Here is a 19,650-nt window from a genome sequence, read left to right on the forward strand (position 1 = left end):
TTGAACTGTCTGCTTCTTATATTTAACGGTTTTTTAATTATTATTTAGTAAAATCAATTTTCTTTTGCAATAAATAAATTGTGACGCCGCCTACTAGCATTGAAAAGGCTTCCCCCACTGCTACCATTCCGTACGTTGGCCAAAATGGCATATCAAAAACGACCATCAGCTGTGCTGCCACTGTAAACATGGATGCTGTAAAAATAACTCCGGTTACAATAATTTTTAACACTAAGTTTTTCATATTTTTTGTAACGATACGGCAAATTACTAACACAATCAGTGTAGCGACCCCGCCTACCGGTACATCAACCCACCACATCGGCGAAAAGAAGTTTGCAATGACCACACCTAATGTTACTGCTACTATGTAACGTTTATGGAACAGAACTAAATAGTTAAACATCTCCGACAGCCTTAATTGTACGGCTCCGAAACTTATGACAGCCAAAACAAGCGTCACTGCTACATAAAGAGAAGCAACGATCGCAACTTTTGCTGTTTCATGCACGTTGACACGTGATGATGAAACAGAATTTTCCATTATTTAATTTCCTCCTTTATAAAATAGCAAAAAGCTGCTATTTTACTAATAACTATGACCAAAGGAGCATGGGTGCTAGTACCCTGCCAAAGTGCCATAGTGTGATTTGCACCCATTCATTATGGAGTAAATATTAAATAATGGCAATACTTTATTTGTTCATCCATCCACCATCAACCGGTAATATCGTTGCATGCATATAATCACTTTCTTTACTCGCTAAAAATAGCGTAACATTTGCAACTTCTTCCGGCTTTGCCCATCGACCAGCCGGTGTTTGCTCGGCCACCTGCTTCGCCATTTCGCCTGTCCCTTCAAAATCGGCTGCATTCATCGGTGTTTCAATCGCTCCCGGTGCGATTCCATTAACACGTATACCTTCCTTACAATAATCATAGGAAAGCTGCTTTGTATAACCGATTACAGCATGTTTGGAAGCCGTATATGCCGCTCCCCCGCCACCAGCAACCATTCCTGCGATGGACGCCATATTTACGATAATACCGCGCTTTTGTTTGAGCATCTTCTTTAATACTGTGTTCGTTACAAAGAACATCCCTTTTACATTCACGTTAAAGATTTTGTCCCATAGTGCTTCTTCTGTCTTAAGTGACGGAGCATAACCATCAAGTACGCCGGCTGTATTGCATAAAATATCAATAGACTTTAATTGTCCAATCGTTTCTTCAATAAATTGGTTATCCGCTACACTTCCTACATAGTGATGATACTTGTCGTCTGTTATAGCTGCTTTCTGAATATCGATACCAACAACAGTGGCCCCTTCTGTTAAAAAGGCAGCTGCCTGTGCACGACCAATCCCGGATGCGGCCCCCGTTATGACGACCACTTTATTTTCAAATCGGTTTCCCACTGTATTCCCTCCAAAAAAAGAACTGACTTGTATAAAACAAGCCAGCGTAAATTTCTTATAGAACGATTTCCCAATCATCCGCTAAAATATCACAAACTGTCGGTGTAAACATTGTATATCCTTCACCAGTTACATTAATAACAAAGTACGGGTTCATGTCCAAGTCATCCAATGTAGTCGCCGGCACATATTTTACATATAGTTCAGCACCGCCCCAGCCTTTACGGATTATTTTTTCTCCATTTTTTAAACGTGGCAAAATTTCTTCAAATGTCATATTCATCTTCCTTTATGTATTCATATTTCTTACACATATTATAACAATAAGTTACGGAAATCACATGCACCGGGTATCAAAATGATATTCCGGTGCACCACATCCTTATGTTCCTCTATGCTTTGTCACTTCTTGCGGCGGGTTATTATGAATTACTTGATTAAACTCTTTTGAATACTCCTCACGGCGGTTCGTGTCCTTTTTTTCCTTTTTGTTCTTAGTGAAGCTTGTTTTACTTTTTTTCGCCAACTTATTTCACCTCCGAAAACGATTTTGATTCTTATCTATTTTGCGTAAAATTAATGAATGTATGCTGTAATCAAATGAACACCAATTTATTTATATCAAGACAATTTTTAGCGCTTTGAGTATCCAAATTATTTTACGGAAAAATTTTATAACTTTTTGTATAAAAAATAATATATAGCCTATACTATTAAAGATTTCACTTCAAATCTAAGTGACTGGAGGGTTAACCCGATGAGTGCGAAAGATCAATCTCAAAAGGACCAACAAGAACTGAATAAGCTTACACAGAGTATTTTTGGAGTAATCTAAAATTAATCTGAAAGCGAGGCAGTGTGTCATGGAGGATCATAAGTGGTAATCAAAAAAAGAACCTGGAATTAAAAATCCAGGTTCTTTCTTATTTTTGCCTAAATGGTGCCCTACGTGGAATCTCCATCGTATTATAAAAAAACTTTTTCGATTAACGTTTAAAAAATAAAATAAGGCCTATACTATTAAAGATTTCACTTCAAATCAAAGTGACTGGAGGGTTAACCCGATGAGTGCGAATGATCAATCTCAAAAGGACCATCAAGAACTGAATATGCTTAAACAGAATATTTTTGGAGCAATCTAAAATTTAATCTGAAAGCGAGGCAGTGTGTCATGGAGGAGCAAAAGTGATAATCAAAAAAGAACCTGGAATTAAAACTCCAGGTTCTTTCTTATTTTGTTCACTAACGTTCTATCCCCGCAATACCAAATCCTCCTGGTCCTGCATGAGTGGAAATCATTGCTCCGGCCTGCATCCATTTTACATTCTCAAAGCCGTTTTCCTTCGAGACTTCTTCCAAACGTTCTTTAATACGTTCATCAAGTCCTACCGAGTAAATTAAATATAACTGTTTACGATCGATATCGTATTCATTGAAATAATCGTTCATAAGCTTTTCAGCCACACTATCCATTTTGCCACGGTATTTTCTAGTTGAAACAAGTTTACCCTCTTTTAACTCGATGCAAGGCTTTATTTTAAGCAATGCGCCACCGATATATGCGAGATTACTCACCCGTCCCCCGGCTTTTAAAAAGTCTAAACTTCCTGGCAAGAAAGCCAGTCTTGTTTTAGGAACGATTGATTTGATTTTTTCAATTAAGTACTCATGGCTAATCTCAGGTTCTTCTTCAAGCAAATTTGCTGCATACATCACCACTGCACCTAATCCACCCGTTACATTTAACGTATCAATGAGATAAAGATCGTCAAAATCTTCTGCTGCAATTACCGCACTTTGAAAGGAAGCAGATGCTTTTGACGTATAGCCAATGTGAATAATAATGCTTTCAGGAAACTTCAATCGAATATTTGTAAACAAATCATGGTATTCATGGACATTCGTCGCAGCTGTAGAGGGAATTGTTTTCGACCGGTCATAAAATTGAAAAACTTCTTCTACAGATAGCTTACCATCCAAATAATCTTTCCCTTCCATAATAACGTGCATCGGTACTACTTGAATTTGATGTTTTTCAACTAGGTCCTTCGGTAAATCCGCGCCACTTTCAGTCGATAAAATAATTCTCTTCATTGTACCTTCCTTTCAAAAAACGCAGTCACTGCTGCAATCTTTTTTGCGTATTCACCTTAAATATACACTAAAAAGGAAGTGCGGGAAGCACAACTTTTAGAATGAGTGTTGTATAAATGACATATAGTAAAAACGAAGTGCGAATAAGGCTATTCGCATCGATAATTGGAGGGCATCAAATTTTTATTGCCGTAGAATTGGCATCGAACAGCATCTGAATGAGCCGCCAGATTTAATAATTTCTGAGAAATCAATTTCCAGCACTTCATAACCATGCTGTTTCATTTGATAATTCACATCACGATTAACCGGCAAGCTCAGCACACGGTTTTGTCCAATAGAAAGCACATTCGTCCCCATTGAAAACTGCTCGCTTTCACTTACTTCGATTAAATGATACATACTCGACAAAAGATTGACTATTTTTGGTTCGAACGCTTCCGGAAAAATAAGAGCATCTTCTGATGAGAGAATATTGAATACACAGTCTAAATGTAAATATTTTGGGTTAAACGGTATCGGAATAATTTCATAATCGGGTAATTCTTTTTGTAAATTTTGAATTGCTTTTTTGCATGTACGATCACTAATTCCGACAAAGACCCTATTTCCATCAACAATCACATCGCCACCTTCAATGGAATGTAAAGAAAGGTTTTTATAAGCGATTTTATTGTTGTTCAGCCATTGAGCCAATACTTCCTCTTCACCTTGACGGATGGGATTGGCCATTTCAGAAACAAACAAATGATTTCCAATTGTAAAACCAATATCTCTTGTAAACACTTGTTCCGGATGGTCTTTACTAGGCGGCAGTTTAATTATTTCTACACCGGCATTACGTAACGCTTGCTCAAAGTTTCGGTGCTGCTTAACGGCAAGTTCTTGATCAATATTGTCATCTTCATATTTTTTTTGAACATCATTTATCACTTCTTTAATTTCCATATATTTAGGCTCGCATAATACGACTTGTTTTAAGATTCCATATTCGCTTTGACATTGTACGTTAGATTTATTTGAAACTGTTTTAACCATAAGTCATCCTCCAAATTTTTAATTCACCTTTATACCATTCCCTAATTTCTCGATTTCATAAACTATTTCCGATCATTACTAGGTGAATGCTGTTGTTTCAGGATTTTTCCGTTGGGGTATGGACTAACAATAAAAATTAAAATTAGGCGAAGAACATCAATGGAGGAGATTATATGATTACGAAAGGGCAGGCACTATTAACAAAAGAGGATTTTCACAATCGAACAGACTTGCCAAGTTGGCTGTATAGCGAATATGAAACTTTTCATAATACGGTAACGGATAAAACATTCCCATGCTTTTTTGGTATGAGCGGCGAACTAAAAGGCGAACTCCGTTATGCATATATTACACAGGACGACTGGAGTAATCTGCCTCAAGCAGTTGAAGGTTTTTTAGATTTGTTTAAACAGCCCAATTATAAAAGACACGGTCTCTTTGTTTTTGTGGAGCCTTTTGAACAAGAAGGTGCTCTAGATGATTACCGCAAACAGTTTTGGGATATCCTTCAGTACCTGCATACGGTCGATAAAGTAGAATGGCCGGAAAACAGTCCTCGTGATCCGGATCATTACTTGTGGGATTTTCATTTCGCTGGAGAGCCAATCTTTGTGTTTGGAAATGCTCCTGCATATAAGAAGCGCAAAACCCGCCATTTAGGAAATGCAATGGTACTTGGATTTCAGCCCCGTAAAATATTCCAAGGTTTAGAGGGTACTGAAAAAGGCGGGATTATGTCGAGGGAGAAAGTGCGGAAACGTGTGGAAGTTTGGGATCAGCTTCCGAAGCATCCTGATATCGGCCACTTTGGAGATCCGACACATAACGAATGGAAACAATCCTTTATCGGTGATGACATAGTGCCAATTCAAGGAAAATGCCCTTTCCAGCATAAATCATTACTATAAGTTTATAGTTCAAAACAAAAGAACGAATCCACTGGAAGATTCGTTCTTTTGTTATTCGGACTAACTGAATTTGATATTTTTCAACGAGTTCTTTCGGTAAATCTGCTCCACTGTCAGTTGATAAAATAATCTTTCTCATCGTATACACCTTCCACTTTACGCAGCCATTTCTGCGTACTTATTATTTTTATCTATAGTTATTACTGTAATATAAACTTACTTATAGATAATTGAACCTCTACTATATTTATATGTAAGAGTTAGATTAGCATTACCTGTTATGACATGCTCAATAGAAAAAAACGAATTCTTTTTCAAAAATTCGTTTTGTAATTTTAGTGCTCATAATTTTTTTATTCTACTTCCAATTTAAAAACGTTCCTCAGTAAGATCAACATTTACAGAAACTGCCGCTTTATTTCCTCTGGCAGCCGAAATCATTAAGGAAGACGGTCGGGCTGTTTCGGTTTCTCCCGCAATATAAACATTTTTTTCAGATGTTCTGCCAACACCATCTGTTATAACTTTTCCATTTTCATGTATTTCACATCCTAACATTTCCACTAGATTATTAGGACGGTAATAGGTCGGCGCTACAAAACCATATGAACGCTTTACTGTTTCTCCTGACTCAAGTTCTATTTTTTCTAAATAGCCGTCATTACCAATTAAAGTTTTTATTCGATCCTCTATTATTTTGATCTTTCGTCTTTCTAACTGTGACACCGCCTCTTTCGATAGTTTAAGGCCATTCGTTAGAACAACTAAATCTTTTGACCAGTTATAAATTAGTTTAGTTAAATGCATTACATGATCTTCTTTTTCCGCGATCACAACTAAAGGTTTATCCCGCTGTTCCCAACCATCGCAGTAAGGGCAGCTAAATAAACTTTTCCCATAATAGTTTCTTATGCTCGGTATGAAAAAAACCTCTTGAATTCCTGTAGCCAATATAATTTTTTCTGTCACATATTCCTGCTTGTTAGATGCTTTGACAGTAAATCTTTCATTATCTGTGTCCTTAATTATTTCAGTAACGGTTGCATTCACGTAGGATACCGATGGATAGTTATCCAATTCTTGCAATCCCATTTCTCTGAACTCCTGTGGATTGGTCCGATCCCGTGTAATAAATCCACGGGCCTCATCTGTCACGCGATTGCGATTCATTTTATCATCGAATAATACAATCTCTCTCCTAGCTCTACCTAAAACTAAACTCGCACTTAATCCTGCCGGGCCGCCGCCGATAATAATACAATCCAATACATCCACTTTTTTTCACCCACTTAATTTGTTTCTAATTTCATTAAATTCCCAGTATTTATATAGAAAAAACATCAATAATTCTTTATGCCCTATCTTGGATATTTTGAACCAAAAAACCAGAAGTATCCTTTAGTAAAAAATTTTTTATAAAATATTTAATGAATAGTAAAATAAATCAAAAAATTATAACTTTTAAATATATATTATAATTTACTGAAAAATTAATAGACAAAAGTCCCGTTATAATATATCCTTAATTCGTCTTCAAACCCCTCATTTTGGGAATGAAAGTAAATACATAGGTAAAAGGTAGATGTAAAACATGAATATATTCAGTAATTTAACTATAAAAACTAAGTGGATGATGTTCATTTCACTCGCTGTTATTTTAGCAGTCGTCATCACAGTTATTTTTAGTCAGTGGACAGTACGAAATATTTTAACGGAAGAAAATGAGCAAACTTCTTCTGATAATGCAAAAAATGCTGTTGATCAAGTGTCATTAGGCTTAGAAAATTATGAAACAAATCTTCTGCAGTTCGGTCAGGTTATCGAAACGATTTTACAAAATGAACAAGTGGATTATTTACAAATCGATAAAATTACCAGCACATTGAAAGAGAATAATAAAAATTATTTATCCGTATATTACATGGACTTTAATACCGGAAAATTACATGTCACACCTCAAATCGATTATGAATGGGATGTACGTGATTCTCAAACATTCGCGAAATTGAACGCAAACCCCAACCTACAATGGATGGACGTCTATTTGGATACTGGCGTAAACAAGCTGATGACTTCTGTTATCGCCCCGGTATTTAAAAACGATGAACTTGTTGGTGCGGTCGGCTATGATATTGATTTCTCAACAATTGGTACAATTCGTGAAGGAATTGAAGCCAAATCATCTTCAAAATTAATGATTGTCGATCCAAATGGATTGATTATATCTTCATTTATTGAAGATGGGGACGGGAAAAATATTATTGCGGATAATTCCGGCAAGATTGAAGGGGTTACGGATTTATTAGATACTGCCAAATTAGAAGCAGAGTTTAAATGGCTCTCCGATGCCAAAAATGGAAGCAATAAAATTGAACAGTTTGAATGGAATGAAGTGAATTATACAGGTGAAGTTCAGGTAATCGAGAAAAATAATTGGCAAATTGTTTCTTTGGTAGATGCTGACAGTTATGCACAACAGTTAAAAGATTTTACAATTGCAGGTTGGATATCATTAGCAATCGGTTTAATAATAGGGTGTTTAATCGCCTATTTTATGGCACGTAAATTAGTAGGAATTTTTAATAACTTTAAAAAAGTATTCGAAAAAACAGCAAGTGGCGACTTTATTTCACGTTTTGAAACAAAATCAAATGATGAAATTGCAGACTTGGCAAATCACTACAACAAAATGCTTGATGAGGTCCGTAATTTAATTAATCAAGTAAATGAAAATTCAATAGAAATTCAACATTCTTCAAACAGTTTAGCGATTATTGCGAAGGAAAATGAGCAAGCGTTAAATAATGTCTCAAACAGTATCGAAGAAATTGCTATAAATACAAGCACACAAGCAGAAAAAATGCATGATGGTTCTACAGCTATTCATGTATTGGCCGATGGTATAGAATCTATAGAAATAAAAACTCAGCAAATGGTAAAAGATGCAGACGAAGCATTGGTTGAAGTGCATATGAGCATTAATAAAGTTCAACAATTGGAAACATCCTATGCGAATTTAGAGCGAGCGTTCAATGAAGTAACGGTCGTAACTGGACAGTTAGATGGAAAAACGAAATCCATTTCAAAAGTAACGGATGTAATTGCTCAAATTACCGAACAAACAAATTTACTTGCACTTAATGCTTCGATTGAAGCTGCTCGAGCAGGTGAACATGGAAAAGGATTTGCGGTTGTAGCAGAGGAAGTAAGAAGCTTAGCAGAAAGTTCAAAAGCAGCAACAACTAATATTCAGCAAATTATTCTAAGTATTTTAGAAGATACCGAACAACTCGTTCAAGTAATGAAGCAAACAAATGAGATTAGCGAAGATCAGAAGTCAGCCGTTAATACTGTTGATAATGCTATTAAACAGCTGTCCGATACATTAGAAAATATGAAAGTATCAATTTCAAACACGATGGAAAATGTATCAACAATGCAACAGCAAAAAAATGTCGTTGTATCTTCTATAGCAGTTGTTAATGAAATGACAACAGAAGTTACAGCAGAAACTCAAGAAATTGCAAGTTCAATCGAAGAACAAACGTCTGCTACTTCTGAAGTAACGATGCATGCTACTCATTTAAATAACCAGGTTGAAAAATTAACTGAGTCGGTTTCTAAATTTAAGCTATAAGAAATTAGAGAACCCCGATACCACAATTTAATGAGTATCGGGGCTTTTCTTATAAAACTTAACAATCCTTCTTATTCTGTTTTTGGTTTTTATTACGATTTTGGTTTTGGTTCTGATTTTGATTAAAGTTTACTTCCTGAGCAAATTCTTCTCTGTTTGCTCGCGGTCTGTTAGCATTTTGATTTTGGTTTTGCTGTTTTTTGTTATCCTGAGTTTTATTATTTTTATGTTTATTGTTACCCATTCCAACTCACCTCCACTAACAGTGTGTGTGGAAAGCAAATTTCTATCCCATTGTTTAACTAAAAGCTTCGCTGTAAATTTCACCCAATTCCGCTGTGTTATCTTGCCAATTTGTCGCTTCCCCATTAACGATTTGGCTGAATACATCAAGACATTGATGCCATCCTGCCGCGGTATTCACCGCCCATGAAGCATCATCGAAAGTATGGATAAATTTCATTTTACATCCTCGATTATTTTCTTCCAATGAAATATTTATCAAATCATCAACTTCACGGAAACTAAACAAATATGGCTTTTCCAGTTCTGTAATTGTTGCTGTATATGTTGTCCCTCCACCATCATCAAAAGCAATCTCACCACCAAGTTTGACATCCATTTCCCCTGTTGCGAAAGGATACCACTGCATAAAGTGTTCAGGACTTGTCAAAATAGAGAAAACATCTTCCGGAATGACAGAAAAAAATCGTTCAAATTTTAAAATATAGCGGCCGTTTAATTCATGTAGTGTTCCATAATCTTTCATCGTATGATGCTCCTTCTCTTATATTATTTATACCCTTTATTGTACTAAATATTTATAGCCAAAAAATGAAAAAAGAAGCCCTGACAATGATTCAAAAAGACTATCAAACGGATATTGAAGTGTTTGATGAAATTGAAGCTGAGGCATTGGCTATGTCCGATGTGATCGCATCAGCAATTGTAATGCAATTTTTTTACCGATTTAAATGTCCGTTCAACTATTAAATAAAGTGGAAATGCTCGTTCAAAATTATGCAAGGTTCCAGGAAATAACTTTGCCAACGGTGATTACCTTGAACCTTGTCAATACATTTATTGCCATCACACTCAGACTGTAACGATTCAATTTTATCCTTTCAAGTATTGCAACCCAAGCAGGAAATCTTTATGTAGGAAATAACGTTACAGAAAATATTAAATATTCAAACATAAAATAAAATTAGGTACTTCTCGAACTTTGGTTAGCCTTTCATCCTGGATATCTAAATTGGGTGGATATATATCAAGTTAACTAATATGAACTAGTTAACTTGATATTTAGTCGTAACTAGCCTATAGAATAAGATTAAGTGACACATTCTTCAGATAGCGATAATAACCTGAATTCTTCAATACAAGAAGTCATCATTGATTAGCTGGCGTTATTTTCACCAAAAATTTTGATGGTTTTGTTCATAATTATGCTTTATACCAGAATAGCGAAACCAGACTATACGAAATTATCCCGTGGGATTACGATGCAACATGGGGAAGAGATGTAAAAGGAAAAGTGATGGAGGAAAATTATTTACGTATCGAAGGATTTAATACGCTTACCGCAAGAATTCTCGATGTAGAAAATTTTCGGCGACAAAAAAGATGAGATCGATTTATTTGATAAGGAACCAGAGTATATATTGAATTTTATTGAAGCACGGGCGAAATATATAAAAGGAAATTTACATTCGTTAGATTAAGTGGTTGCGTCATTTCGCAAATCCTCTTTCCAATAAAATTTGTCAATATCTATACTTTAAATGGAAAAATAAAAACCACCCTATTTTAAATAGGGTGGCATCTTGAAAAGGTTTGTTCTCTAAATATCTACTGAACAAACCAGCTTACTTTTACTCTTCTGTTGTTGTAGTATCTTCAGCACCAGCTACAGTAGGAGGAGGAGTCAAAGCAAAAAGTAGAGGAACTTGTGCAGTTGCTCCTGCAGCTATTGTAACTTGTTGAATTTGTAATACTTTTAAAGTAAGGTCTAACACAATTTTTTCACGTAAAGTGTGGAAAGATCCATCATGGTATGTGGAGTTCGGTGAAAAATCAAGTTCATAGAAGTTAGCAGCAACTAATTCACCATATGGCTGCTCATTGTATTTCACAAGGTTTTGGAAGAAGTATTTATCCAAACGAGCGTCCATTTGAGTTTTTTCGTTAACGAAGTTAGCTTCTGCATTTTCAGAGATACCGATAATTGGGAAGTTGAAGAAATCCCCTGTTGCAGCATTTAATTCGGCAAATCCTGAAAACTTAACATTTGCAATACGGTCTTGAAGTGGTGCATTGTAATCTGCAGAAGCGTATTCAATATTTTTACGAATATGTCCTGATACAAATAATTTTGCTCTTCTTGCTGTGAAATAGTCAGTGCCAGGAATTCGTACGAATGGCGCTACTGGTACTAGTTTTACTTGATCTAAAAATACATGTTTTTTAACTCGTTTGATCTCAGTAGCTGGCGGATAAAGGGAAATATCTGACTCAACGACAATTTGAAGCGTTCTTTCTGCAATTACTACTGGAATTTTAAAAAAAGGAGTTAAAAGTGGAGATCCCACTAGAGTAACAGCTGAATCAGAAACAGGAATTTGCTGATGTGATTTTACCCCATGATCCTCCCCTGGTTTACAATTTTTAGCTTGCTTTCCATAGCCATCATTCATTGAGTGGCCATCATTCATTGGATAATTTTGATCCATTATCTAAAACCCTCTTTCTTTTTTGTTAGAGTCAAAGTTTCACTCTACATTCCTAACATATGAATAGATGATTTTATGTCATGGGCTAGTAAAATAGTCATATGATTCAATTTTGAAAAACATTTTTATGCAAATAAAGAAATGAAATTTTCAATTTTCCATTCATTATTTAAAAATATATTTCCAGTATGGAAAAAAGCATGTCCTTCTTATTCAAAAAAAAAAAATGCTACTCTATAATTATTTCGAGTAGCAATCCAGTTCTATAAATTGGTCCTGCATCAAATGAATAGACAATTGCGCGACACCATTAACTTGCAGCTGTTTTTCCTTTGGTTTTAATTCTTGATTCCATACAAAATGGACTTGCTTTAATTGACTTTGAATGGGTTCTGCAAATTTTTGATAAGCTTCATAGTGGTAATTGGAATCATGTTCCTGTTGAAATTGGAACATAAATTCTTTTTGATTACTAGAAGGAAGATCAGGTACGGATAGCCAGTGAATATTTTCTGTCTTTTTCCATGGAATAGTGATTTTCAATGAATGGATTTCATTTTCCAATTCTTTGTTACTAAATTCAATTTCTGCGATGAATTCCCCTTTTAGAAAAACTGTCTTTGAAGGTAATACAACTTTACAATCAAGCGATTGAACGGACCATTCAACTTTCAATATATTATCAAGCGGCAATAGCAAATCCGTTGATTCAACAATATCTACATCTGTTTCTAATTCCGCCAGCAATACCGGCATCTTGACAGTTGTTGTTTTTTTCTTTCCGATAAAATCGGTAATTTGAGTGCTTTTCCGGTAAAGCTGCTCATCGTCTATTTTCTTAAAACACGCTATGTTATATGGGTTATTTTTGTTAATACTATCATCTTCAGATTTTGTGTCATCAAAGTTTGTAAATGAACTATCTTGCTTTTCTTCCAGTAATTCATCGCTTTCTGAAAATACCGAGGAAAATTTTTTTTCCAAAATGTCAGTATTTTCATCCAACGCATCAACTTCTATTTCATTCGTGTTACTATCTTGCTTCTCTTCCTGCGACTCATCGCTTTCTGAAAGCATCGTTAAGAATTTTTCTACCATCTTGTTGGTATTCTCATCAAACCCATCATTATCTTCTGTGTTCAGGTTACCGTCTTGCTTTTCTTCTTCCAACTCATCACTTTCTGAAAGCATCGTTAAGAATTTTTCTGCCATCATATCGGTACTTTTATCCAACGCATCATTATCTGCTTCATTCATGTTACTATCTTGCTCTTCTTCCTCCAACTCCTCGCTTTCAGAAAGCATCGTTAAGAATTCATTTACCATCATATCTGTACTTTCATCAATCGCATCATTATCTTCTGGATTCAGGTTACCGTAATGTTGTTCTTCATCCAACTCTACGTTTTCCGAAAGCATCGTTAAGAATTTATTATCTATCGTGTCAGTACTTTCATCCAACCCATCCATAACTGCTTCATTCGTGTTACTGTTTTGAATTTCTTTCTGCAATTCAACGACCTCTGAAAACATGGTGAAGAATTTATCTTCCATAATGCCGTGATCTTCATTAACATTTTTAATATCTGGATTATTGGTATATTCTTCACCTAAGTTATTTTCAGCTGTGGATGTATTTTCACTCGGAGTTGATAAGGAATTGTTAGCCTCAAGCATATGAGAGAATTCCTTAATTAAATTTGAAACTACTTCTTTCCTGCTCTTTTTCTCTATATGTGAGTTTTTGTCTGGAGCAATATTAAATGGTAATTCTTCTGATGTATTTTCAATCAAAGGCTTTTCTATAGAATCAACCTTTGGTGGTGAAAACATAACTGGTTTTGAATCGTTTATTTTTCCAAATTGATTATTTATATAGAAGGAATGCTTTTTTGTATTGTCATAATCATTTTTTTTTCGACTTTGTTGATTTTCCTTCTGTTCGAATCCTCCCTGATTATTTATAGCAAAGTGAATTGGGTTGGTTGGATTTCTATAATAATCATAAACTTTACCTTGAAATGAGTCGGGGTCTACATATTGATTCCGGAAATTATTCATCGCTTTTGGAAGGAATGCTTATACGCACCCCTTCCTTTCCCCTCCTTACGAAAAGCTAAAGATCATTCACCAGTCATATTTTAAAAATTTCTAGTATTAAATTCTTAACAATAGTCATCACAATCGTCATCACAATCGTCATTTGTTGTTGAAGATACACGAATTTGTTGATTCTGAAGTACTTTTAACGTAATATCAACAACCATTTTTTCTTCAACTTGAGTAAAGACACCTTCACCTATAGGAGCATCCTTTGATAAATGTTTTCGATCAATCGCTTCATCCCATTCAATAATATTACTGGAAACTAACTCGCAGAATGGTAATTCATTATAATATTGAGTTGAGTTTTGATGAAACTGAGAAAGATCGCTTGATAAAAATTCATCTTTTTCCGGAAACCCGCTTGGCAATGTATCTGCAATTAAGAAATCGAATTCACTTCGAGTGTTGAGTGCAGGCTGAACAGGTTTTCTCAAGTAGTGTTTGATTTCCGTTACACAACTAAAAGGAACATCAACCGTCAGGGAATTTATGCTGGAAGAAATGGTTTTTATATTACAATCGGGTTCTGTCATTGGGCTCGCATATTGAATATTTTTTCGCACGAACCCTTTTATAAATAATTTATTCGTTGGCAGAAGCAATCTGCATTGTACTATTTTAATCTGTTTTTTCACATCTTTTATTTCCAAGACAGGCTTAGGAAATTTAATACATGCGTCTAAATTTACTTGTACCGTGAGTTCGGCTAACACTACCGGAACTTTTGTATATATTTTCCCAATACTTACATGGGGTTTATGAGGTTTATTATCACACTCATTTAAATTTGACGAGATTTTACATACATCACTTTTTTTATCTTCGAACATCTTGCCCCTCCTAAATATCAATTAGTGCATCATATGCGGGCTAAATGCCCATCCTCTGGGCGAATACCTATTGTTATATTTAGCATGAAATTAAAAAGTACAGGCACGTGTGGGCTATTGTTCTGCATACAATTAAAAATGAGAGGTGAGTGAAATATGGAAGGGAAAAACCTTCTTGCGGTAGATTGTGGGAATAGCTGGTATAAAGCTTTATCATCTGATGATGGATATTATCGGGATTATCAGATTCCAAATGCAATCTCTTTATACGATGAGGAGTTCCATGAAAAGCCTTATGATGAGGGAGATATCAAATTTGAAGAAAATCTGATTGTTGAACTCAAAAGTCATGCCATCATCGATAAAAGGGAAATATTCTATATTGGCAAGGCAGCCACTAAAAAGCGTGATGTAAGCTTAACCGGATTCAATAATCAAAAAGTCGAGGAAGATCGCACTTATATTCTCTTATTTGGTTTAGCTGCATTTCATGCCATTTGCGTAAATCCTGAGGAAACCGAAATAAACTATCACATTGATCAATTAGCGGTATCACTGCCAACTACTCAATATAAGGAAATGAAAGATAAGTTTAGACAACGGTTGTCAGGGGCCCATACCGTGATTTTTCATAAAGTACCAGGTGTTACAGAACCGAAAGAAATAACAGTTAAATTGTATGTAGAAGATGTCATTATCGGAGCGGAAGGTGCCTGTGCTTACCTTGGATTAACACGAGATCAAGAGACATTGGGAATCAAAGACGATGAGCTAGTTAGGGATTCACAGAAAGGGATTATTATTGGGGATTTAGGAGGGGATTCTGTTGATTTTGTCGGAATCAAGAATAATAAACCAGTTGCTTCTGTAGAAGGAGAAACATTTGGCATTAATCAATTCCTCGATAATATTATTCAAAAGGTTAGTAAAAATGAATTATATAAATTTGATTCTCGTGCAGAATTAGAGGAAAAATTGGCTGCCGGACAATCAGAATGGTATGTGGAGCCTTTTGCAGGTGTCAGAAAAGATATAAGTAAATATATTGTTCCACAATTAAAATCAATGGCCATCAAGTATTTGGAACATTTTGATCGGGTCAGAAGCAGTTCTAGCGAAATCAAGGGAGCTACGCGGTATATTGCAGTCGGAGGTGCTGCCAAGCTAGCACAGAAGCAAATACAGGAAGTTGCAGTTCGATGGGCTGATAGAGGTCGTCCAATTCAATTGACATTCCCCGAAAATATGGAGAAATTAAACGTTCATGGTCTGATGATTCTAGCAAAAATGAAGCAAATTAAGGCTCAAACAGAAAATGAAAACCTCATCTCTGTGAGAAATTAAGGATGATGGATATGTCTAAATTATATACAGACTATTTCAATAAGACTGCACTAACAGTTCCATCACTTTTTATCGATGTTAAAAGCGGAGAATCAGTGGGGGTTTCAACAGAAATCTTAAAACAAATCGAATACCATGCCGAAAATCAGACACTCAATCATTTATTATTATCAGCACTTACTGAATATTTTCATCCCGCTAAAAAAAGCCAGCCAAATGAAGATATTTTAGTGGCATTAGTCGAAATCAAGCAATTGCTGCAGGGACATCAAGTAAATAATGTATATGCAAGCATTACAACGAAAAAGGTCAAAACAAACTCAACTCATTTAGATATACAGGAAGTCGATGATATTCTGGATGTTTTTGGAGGGTAAATTGTATAGGTGAACTTTAGGGGAGAGTTCACCTATTATTAAAACACTACCACATTTCTATAGTCGTACAGCTGGTAAAGTAGTAACTGCACAGAAACAGGATAAGTCTACAGTAATGCAGATTCCTGTTTTCATTAAGTCGCTAACATATTGATGGTTAATTTGTTCACAAGGGCTCATGAACTTATTGCACCGATCTCTTTTTGGTTTAAACGTTAAAAGTTCCAATTCAGCACAATTGCCTTTTATTTCTCTGACCTTGAAAATAAAACTAGTAATGCATATGAATTTTTTATCCTTCATTCCTGCCGGACAAGCCGTTACGCCTTCACCTTTAAATGGTTCACACCCACAATACAGAATAACCGGAATTGTGTTTTTACTAAATTTTTTGTGTTCTTTTTCTTCTAATCGTTCTTCAAATGATTCATCGCATGAAGAACATTTCTTGTCATGATCATTCTCGGCTTTCCTTTGTGCTTTTAAAATTGCCTCAAGAATTTCTTCTACGCATGCGCCTTTATGTTTATCCTTATTGCAATTCCCCCTGCAATGCCCATCTTCTTTGTAACTTGGAAAATATTCTTGATTATAACTGCTCTCTTTTTCATGGTTATACATGTCATTCACTCCCAATAAATAATAATTTCTTTTTATCATATGGGTAGATCTAGTGTTTTGCTTGAATACATCGCCTATCGACATAGAAAAATTGAATATCCACCAGCGAGTCTCCCCAAGACATATGACTTGTCAATTGTTGACTCATCAACTAAAATAAAATTCTACTCCAATTTCGATAAAGAAGGGTGAAAAAAATGTCACAACAAAAATCAGCTTTAGAAAAATTAATGGATGAACGTAAATCGGTTCGTAAATATGAACCTGGTGTTACGATTCCCCGTGAGACAATTGAACATATTTTACAGCAAGCAACATCAGCTCCTTCATCAAGTAACCTACAGCCTTGGCGCTTCCTTGTTATTGACGATCAGGAGCAAAAGAAAGAGTTGCGCATCGCTGGATTTAATCAGGAACAAATCGAAACGTCATCTGCAATTATTGCAGTCATTGGCGATATCGAAATGTATAAAAATGCCAAGCAAATTAATGATTTAAATGTTGAGTTAGGCTATATGCCACGTGAAATTGCAGATATGATGATTTCAAATTCCGAAGCATCGTACAGCAATTTTTCTGATGCTGAACGCAGTAATATTGCACATTTGGATTCAGGTTTAATTTCTATGCAAATCGTACTTTTAGCGAAGGATATGGGCTATGACACAGTAATAATGGGCGGCTTTGATAAAGTTGCATTCGCTAAAAAATATGAGTTGCCTGCCAATGAGGTTCCGATGATTTTAATCGCTATCGGAAAAGCTGCTATGCCAGCACGTAATTCATCTCGTTTACCATTCGAACAAATTATTCGTTTTTCTAGCTAATGGACTTATAGGATCCTTTGCCTGACATGTTCAATTGAAATTTTTTAGACTTTATCCGAATGAACGGAAATGCTACCATATAGGGATACTTGGAACGAAGAGCAATCAATGTAAGGAGGTATAGTATGGAAGTTTGTTTGGATGATAAAAAACAGATGATCATGATGTTAAAAAGATTAGACCGTCATGTAACGCAAATATTTGAAAAAAGAACAGAAGTCAGTTTAACGAGATATGAAATATTAGTTTCTTTATTAAAAAAAGGAAGCGTTTCTCAAAAGGTTCTGCAACAATCCTTAGCTATCGATCAATCTGCAATTACGCGCCATTTAAAGCTGCTTGAAGAACAGCATTATGTGGAACGACAACGCAATGCAAAAAACAACCGTGAAGTTCTTGTAACGATTACCGATAAAGGACGAGCATTACTTGAAGGTTGCACAATGTTTAAAGATCAATTTCTGAATGACCTTTATGAAGATTTTTCAGATAGCGAATTACAGCAGCTTAAACAGTTTCTTACGCGCTTAAATCAAAATGTAGAGAAGCTTTAATCGTTGCATAATAATAAAATAAGAAGAACGATCTTCTGTATCCAGGAAATCGTTCTTCTTTTTTTGCTCTCATAACCCTTTTCACTACTGGCGTTTCCAATAAATTAATGTATTTACGGATAGTTTTAAATGAGAATGTTTATCATCTATGATATACTATAACTATAAAGAAAATAAGCATTACTTAAGGAGAATGTTTTATGCAAATATACTGGACGAAAATAAACAAAATTATTGATGAAACACCAGAAGTTAAAACGTTTTTGCTCGACCTTCCCGAAGACTTCACATGGGAAGAAGGCGCCCACACCCACCTTGCATTAGAAGGTTTCAATGCTGGTGATCAGCCAAATAAAAGCTTAGTTCGTCATATGTCAATCTCCACGTTACCAAATGAGCAGACTGTCGGGATAACAACCCGTATTAAAGAACTGTGCTCTGAATTTAAATCGATTTTAAGAAATCTCGAAGTCGGCGATAAAGTTGCACTCTTTAAAATCCATTCCAATGTACCGCTGCAAAGACAAGATAAAAACATTTACTTATTGTCTTCAGGTGTAGGCATTGCAACGTTTAGACCGCTTGTACTTACTTATTTTGAACGTCCTGACAACATTAATCGCATTCATTCTCTTACTATCGATTCAACAAAAGACTACTTATTTACCGATATTTTCGAATCTGCACCTGATAAAAACTTCACATCACAGTACGTCGATAATCGGAAAGATTACTATGAAGAAGTGAAAAAACTTGCTGCAGATCAAGACGGTCTGTTTTATGTTGTCGGCAGCGACGAGTTTATTATGCAAAACATTGACGTGTTGCGTGAACAAGGTATCAAACCAGAACAAATTGTCCTTGATAAACGTGAACGACAATTACCTAATTTTTTCCCGGCGGAATCTACAATTTAAGTGATTATATGAAACGGGGCTATCCGAAAGAGTTGTTCTACTCTTAGGATAGCCCCGCTTTTTTATCTTTATATTAAACTAACTCCAACCAAACGACCGCTACAACATGTGGCGAGTGTGAAGAGAGCAAGAATAAGAACAGCAACAATTATAGAAGGAGCCGCTTTTCGATGCTTTTTTCTGTCTGGCAAAAGCTTTTCTTTCGTTTGGGCAACGCGTCTGCACAACCGCCTGTTTTTGCTTCATT

General features: G+C 35.5%; 21 protein-coding genes and 1 pseudogene. 9 read left to right on the forward strand and 13 right to left on the reverse strand.

The window, feature by feature from the left end:
* Positions 1–40: 40 nt before the first annotated feature.
* The 6 genes from CBM15_RS10570 to CBM15_RS10590 form a co-directional block, all read right to left on the reverse strand.
* Positions 41–544, reverse strand: coding sequence for a QueT transporter family protein (locus tag CBM15_RS10570; protein WP_087617468.1), 504 nt, complete (start codon positions 542–544; stop codon positions 41–43).
* Between the two features lie 151 nt (positions 545–695).
* Entirely contained in the window at positions 696–1,418 is a 723-nt protein-coding gene (locus CBM15_RS10575; RefSeq protein ID WP_087617469.1) for a 3-oxoacyl-ACP reductase, read from the reverse strand.
* 55 nt (positions 1,419–1,473) lie between these two features.
* Positions 1,474–1,695, reverse strand: a complete 222-nt coding sequence (locus CBM15_RS10580) for a DUF2829 domain-containing protein (protein WP_008405570.1) — start codon at positions 1,693–1,695, stop codon at positions 1,474–1,476.
* Positions 1,696–1,800: 105 nt separating this feature from the next.
* On the reverse strand, positions 1,801–1,944 hold the full coding sequence (locus CBM15_RS19370) for a hypothetical protein (protein ID WP_014822645.1): 144 nt from the start codon (positions 1,942–1,944) through the stop codon (positions 1,801–1,803).
* Between the two features lie 716 nt (positions 1,945–2,660).
* Positions 2,661–3,512, reverse strand: a complete 852-nt coding sequence (locus CBM15_RS10585; RefSeq protein ID WP_087617470.1) for a DegV family protein — start codon at positions 3,510–3,512, stop codon at positions 2,661–2,663.
* A gap of 183 nt (positions 3,513–3,695) precedes the next feature.
* The gene (locus CBM15_RS10590; protein ID WP_087617471.1) at positions 3,696–4,550 is read right to left on the reverse strand and encodes a dimethylarginine dimethylaminohydrolase family protein; all 855 of its coding nucleotides are present in this window, start codon (positions 4,548–4,550) and stop codon (positions 3,696–3,698) included.
* 173 nt (positions 4,551–4,723) lie between these two features.
* Here CBM15_RS10590 and CBM15_RS10595 point away from each other — a divergent pair, with 173 nt between their 5' ends.
* The gene (locus tag CBM15_RS10595) at positions 4,724–5,458 is read left to right on the forward strand and encodes a YqcI/YcgG family protein (protein ID WP_087617472.1); all 735 of its coding nucleotides are present in this window, start codon (positions 4,724–4,726) and stop codon (positions 5,456–5,458) included.
* Positions 5,459–5,827: 369 nt separating this feature from the next.
* Here the strand turns inward: CBM15_RS10595 and CBM15_RS10600 are convergent, their stop codons facing one another.
* Positions 5,828–6,733 carry an NAD(P)/FAD-dependent oxidoreductase gene (locus tag CBM15_RS10600; RefSeq protein WP_087617473.1) on the reverse strand — a complete coding sequence of 302 codons (906 nt, stop codon included), beginning with the start codon at positions 6,731–6,733 and terminating at the stop codon, positions 5,828–5,830.
* 316 nt (positions 6,734–7,049) lie between these two features.
* Between CBM15_RS10600 and CBM15_RS10605 the strand changes: the two genes are divergently transcribed.
* Positions 7,050–9,095 carry a methyl-accepting chemotaxis protein gene (locus tag CBM15_RS10605; RefSeq protein WP_087617474.1) on the forward strand — a complete coding sequence of 682 codons (2,046 nt, stop codon included), beginning with the start codon at positions 7,050–7,052 and terminating at the stop codon, positions 9,093–9,095.
* 58 nt (positions 9,096–9,153) lie between these two features.
* Here the strand turns inward: CBM15_RS10605 and CBM15_RS10610 are convergent, their stop codons facing one another.
* Together CBM15_RS10610 and CBM15_RS10615 are read right to left on the reverse strand one after the other, a co-directional pair.
* On the reverse strand, positions 9,154–9,339 hold the full coding sequence (locus CBM15_RS10610; RefSeq protein ID WP_087617475.1) for a hypothetical protein: 186 nt from the start codon (positions 9,337–9,339) through the stop codon (positions 9,154–9,156).
* Between the two features lie 54 nt (positions 9,340–9,393).
* Positions 9,394–9,864, reverse strand: a complete 471-nt coding sequence (locus CBM15_RS10615) for an SRPBCC domain-containing protein (RefSeq protein WP_087617476.1) — start codon at positions 9,862–9,864, stop codon at positions 9,394–9,396.
* An 86-nt stretch (positions 9,865–9,950) separates the two neighbouring features.
* On the opposite strand from CBM15_RS10615, the gene CBM15_RS19280 reads away from it, so the two are divergent.
* Together CBM15_RS19280 and CBM15_RS10620 are read left to right on the forward strand one after the other, a co-directional pair.
* Positions 9,951–10,088: a hypothetical protein gene (locus CBM15_RS19280; RefSeq protein WP_162287368.1), complete on the forward strand. Its 138-nt coding sequence runs from the start codon at positions 9,951–9,953 to the stop codon at positions 10,086–10,088.
* Positions 10,089–10,494: 406 nt separating this feature from the next.
* Positions 10,495–10,819, forward strand: a pseudogene (locus CBM15_RS10620) (CotH kinase family protein); the annotation flags it as partial.
* Between the two features lie 150 nt (positions 10,820–10,969).
* Here CBM15_RS10620 and CBM15_RS10625 read toward each other — a convergent pair.
* From CBM15_RS10625 to CBM15_RS10635, 3 genes are all read right to left on the reverse strand, one after another.
* Positions 10,970–11,791 (reverse strand): CsxC family protein, encoded by an 822-nt coding sequence (locus CBM15_RS10625; RefSeq protein WP_087617532.1) that lies wholly within the window; start codon positions 11,789–11,791, stop codon positions 10,970–10,972.
* Positions 11,792–12,067: 276 nt separating this feature from the next.
* Entirely contained in the window at positions 12,068–13,888 is a 1,821-nt protein-coding gene (locus CBM15_RS10630) for a hypothetical protein (RefSeq protein WP_087617477.1), read from the reverse strand.
* Positions 13,889–13,992: 104 nt separating this feature from the next.
* Positions 13,993–14,763: a CsxC family protein gene (locus CBM15_RS10635; RefSeq protein ID WP_087617478.1), complete on the reverse strand. Its 771-nt coding sequence runs from the start codon at positions 14,761–14,763 to the stop codon at positions 13,993–13,995.
* Positions 14,764–14,919: 156 nt separating this feature from the next.
* On the opposite strand from CBM15_RS10635, the gene CBM15_RS10640 reads away from it, so the two are divergent.
* Positions 14,920–16,107 carry a ParM/StbA family protein gene (locus tag CBM15_RS10640; protein ID WP_087617479.1) on the forward strand — a complete coding sequence of 396 codons (1,188 nt, stop codon included), beginning with the start codon at positions 14,920–14,922 and terminating at the stop codon, positions 16,105–16,107.
* A gap of 11 nt (positions 16,108–16,118) precedes the next feature.
* Positions 16,119–16,484 carry a dehydrogenase gene (locus CBM15_RS10645; RefSeq protein ID WP_087617480.1) on the forward strand — a complete coding sequence of 122 codons (366 nt, stop codon included), beginning with the start codon at positions 16,119–16,121 and terminating at the stop codon, positions 16,482–16,484.
* A gap of 57 nt (positions 16,485–16,541) precedes the next feature.
* Here CBM15_RS10645 and CBM15_RS10650 read toward each other — a convergent pair whose 3' ends face one another.
* Positions 16,542–17,105 (reverse strand): CotY/CotZ family spore coat protein, encoded by a 564-nt coding sequence (locus CBM15_RS10650; protein ID WP_087617481.1) that lies wholly within the window; start codon positions 17,103–17,105, stop codon positions 16,542–16,544.
* Between the two features lie 197 nt (positions 17,106–17,302).
* Between CBM15_RS10650 and CBM15_RS10655 the strand changes: the two genes are divergently transcribed.
* From CBM15_RS10655 to CBM15_RS10665, 3 genes are all read left to right on the forward strand, one after another.
* A complete protein-coding gene (locus CBM15_RS10655) occupies positions 17,303–17,932 on the forward strand; it encodes a nitroreductase family protein (RefSeq protein WP_087617482.1) in 630 nt (209 codons plus the stop codon).
* 125 nt (positions 17,933–18,057) lie between these two features.
* Complete coding sequence (locus tag CBM15_RS10660) at positions 18,058–18,486, forward strand: MarR family winged helix-turn-helix transcriptional regulator (RefSeq protein WP_087617483.1); 429 nt, start codon at positions 18,058–18,060, stop codon at positions 18,484–18,486.
* Between the two features lie 200 nt (positions 18,487–18,686).
* A complete protein-coding gene (locus tag CBM15_RS10665) occupies positions 18,687–19,403 on the forward strand; it encodes an FAD-dependent oxidoreductase (RefSeq protein WP_087617484.1) in 717 nt (238 codons plus the stop codon).
* The last annotated feature ends 247 nt before the right edge of the window (positions 19,404–19,650 follow it).

It is taken from the genome of Solibacillus kalamii, assembly GCF_002174535.1.
GTDB lineage: Bacteria > Bacillota > Bacilli > Bacillales_A > Planococcaceae > Solibacillus > Solibacillus silvestris.

What these genes read in the sequence shown, in the direction of transcription:
- CBM15_RS10595 (WP_087617472.1), top strand. Translation starts at nt 4,724, where the DNA reads ATGATTACGAAAGGGCAGGCACTATTAACAAAAGAGGATTTTCACAAT.
- CBM15_RS10605 (WP_087617474.1), top strand. Translation starts at nt 7,050, where the DNA reads ATGAATATATTCAGTAATTTAACTATAAAAACTAAGTGGATGATGTTC.
- CBM15_RS10645 (WP_087617480.1), top strand. Translation starts at nt 16,119, where the DNA reads ATGTCTAAATTATATACAGACTATTTCAATAAGACTGCACTAACAGTT.
- CBM15_RS10650 (WP_087617481.1), bottom strand. Translation starts at nt 17,105, where the DNA reads ATGTATAACCATGAAAAAGAGAGCAGTTATAATCAAGAATATTTTCCA.
- CBM15_RS10615 (WP_087617476.1), bottom strand. Translation starts at nt 9,864, where the DNA reads ATGAAAGATTATGGAACACTACATGAATTAAACGGCCGCTATATTTTA.
- CBM15_RS10625 (WP_087617532.1), bottom strand. Translation starts at nt 11,791, where the DNA reads ATGAATGATGGCTATGGAAAGCAAGCTAAAAATTGTAAACCAGGGGAG.
- CBM15_RS10640 (WP_087617479.1), top strand. Translation starts at nt 14,920, where the DNA reads ATGGAAGGGAAAAACCTTCTTGCGGTAGATTGTGGGAATAGCTGGTAT.
- CBM15_RS10665 (WP_087617484.1), top strand. Translation starts at nt 18,687, where the DNA reads ATGCAAATATACTGGACGAAAATAAACAAAATTATTGATGAAACACCA.
- CBM15_RS10660 (WP_087617483.1), top strand. Translation starts at nt 18,058, where the DNA reads ATGGAAGTTTGTTTGGATGATAAAAAACAGATGATCATGATGTTAAAA.
- CBM15_RS10580 (WP_008405570.1), bottom strand. Translation starts at nt 1,695, where the DNA reads ATGACATTTGAAGAAATTTTGCCACGTTTAAAAAATGGAGAAAAAATA.
- CBM15_RS10655 (WP_087617482.1), top strand. Translation starts at nt 17,303, where the DNA reads ATGTCACAACAAAAATCAGCTTTAGAAAAATTAATGGATGAACGTAAA.
- CBM15_RS10635 (WP_087617478.1), bottom strand. Translation starts at nt 14,763, where the DNA reads ATGTTCGAAGATAAAAAAAGTGATGTATGTAAAATCTCGTCAAATTTA.
- CBM15_RS10585 (WP_087617470.1), bottom strand. Translation starts at nt 3,512, where the DNA reads ATGAAGAGAATTATTTTATCGACTGAAAGTGGCGCGGATTTACCGAAG.
- CBM15_RS10590 (WP_087617471.1), bottom strand. Translation starts at nt 4,550, where the DNA reads ATGGTTAAAACAGTTTCAAATAAATCTAACGTACAATGTCAAAGCGAA.
- CBM15_RS10610 (WP_087617475.1), bottom strand. Translation starts at nt 9,339, where the DNA reads ATGGGTAACAATAAACATAAAAATAATAAAACTCAGGATAACAAAAAA.
- CBM15_RS19280 (WP_162287368.1), top strand. Translation starts at nt 9,951, where the DNA reads ATGATTCAAAAAGACTATCAAACGGATATTGAAGTGTTTGATGAAATT.
- CBM15_RS10630 (WP_087617477.1), bottom strand. Translation starts at nt 13,888, where the DNA reads ATGAATAATTTCCGGAATCAATATGTAGACCCCGACTCATTTCAAGGT.
- CBM15_RS10570 (WP_087617468.1), bottom strand. Translation starts at nt 544, where the DNA reads ATGGAAAATTCTGTTTCATCATCACGTGTCAACGTGCATGAAACAGCA.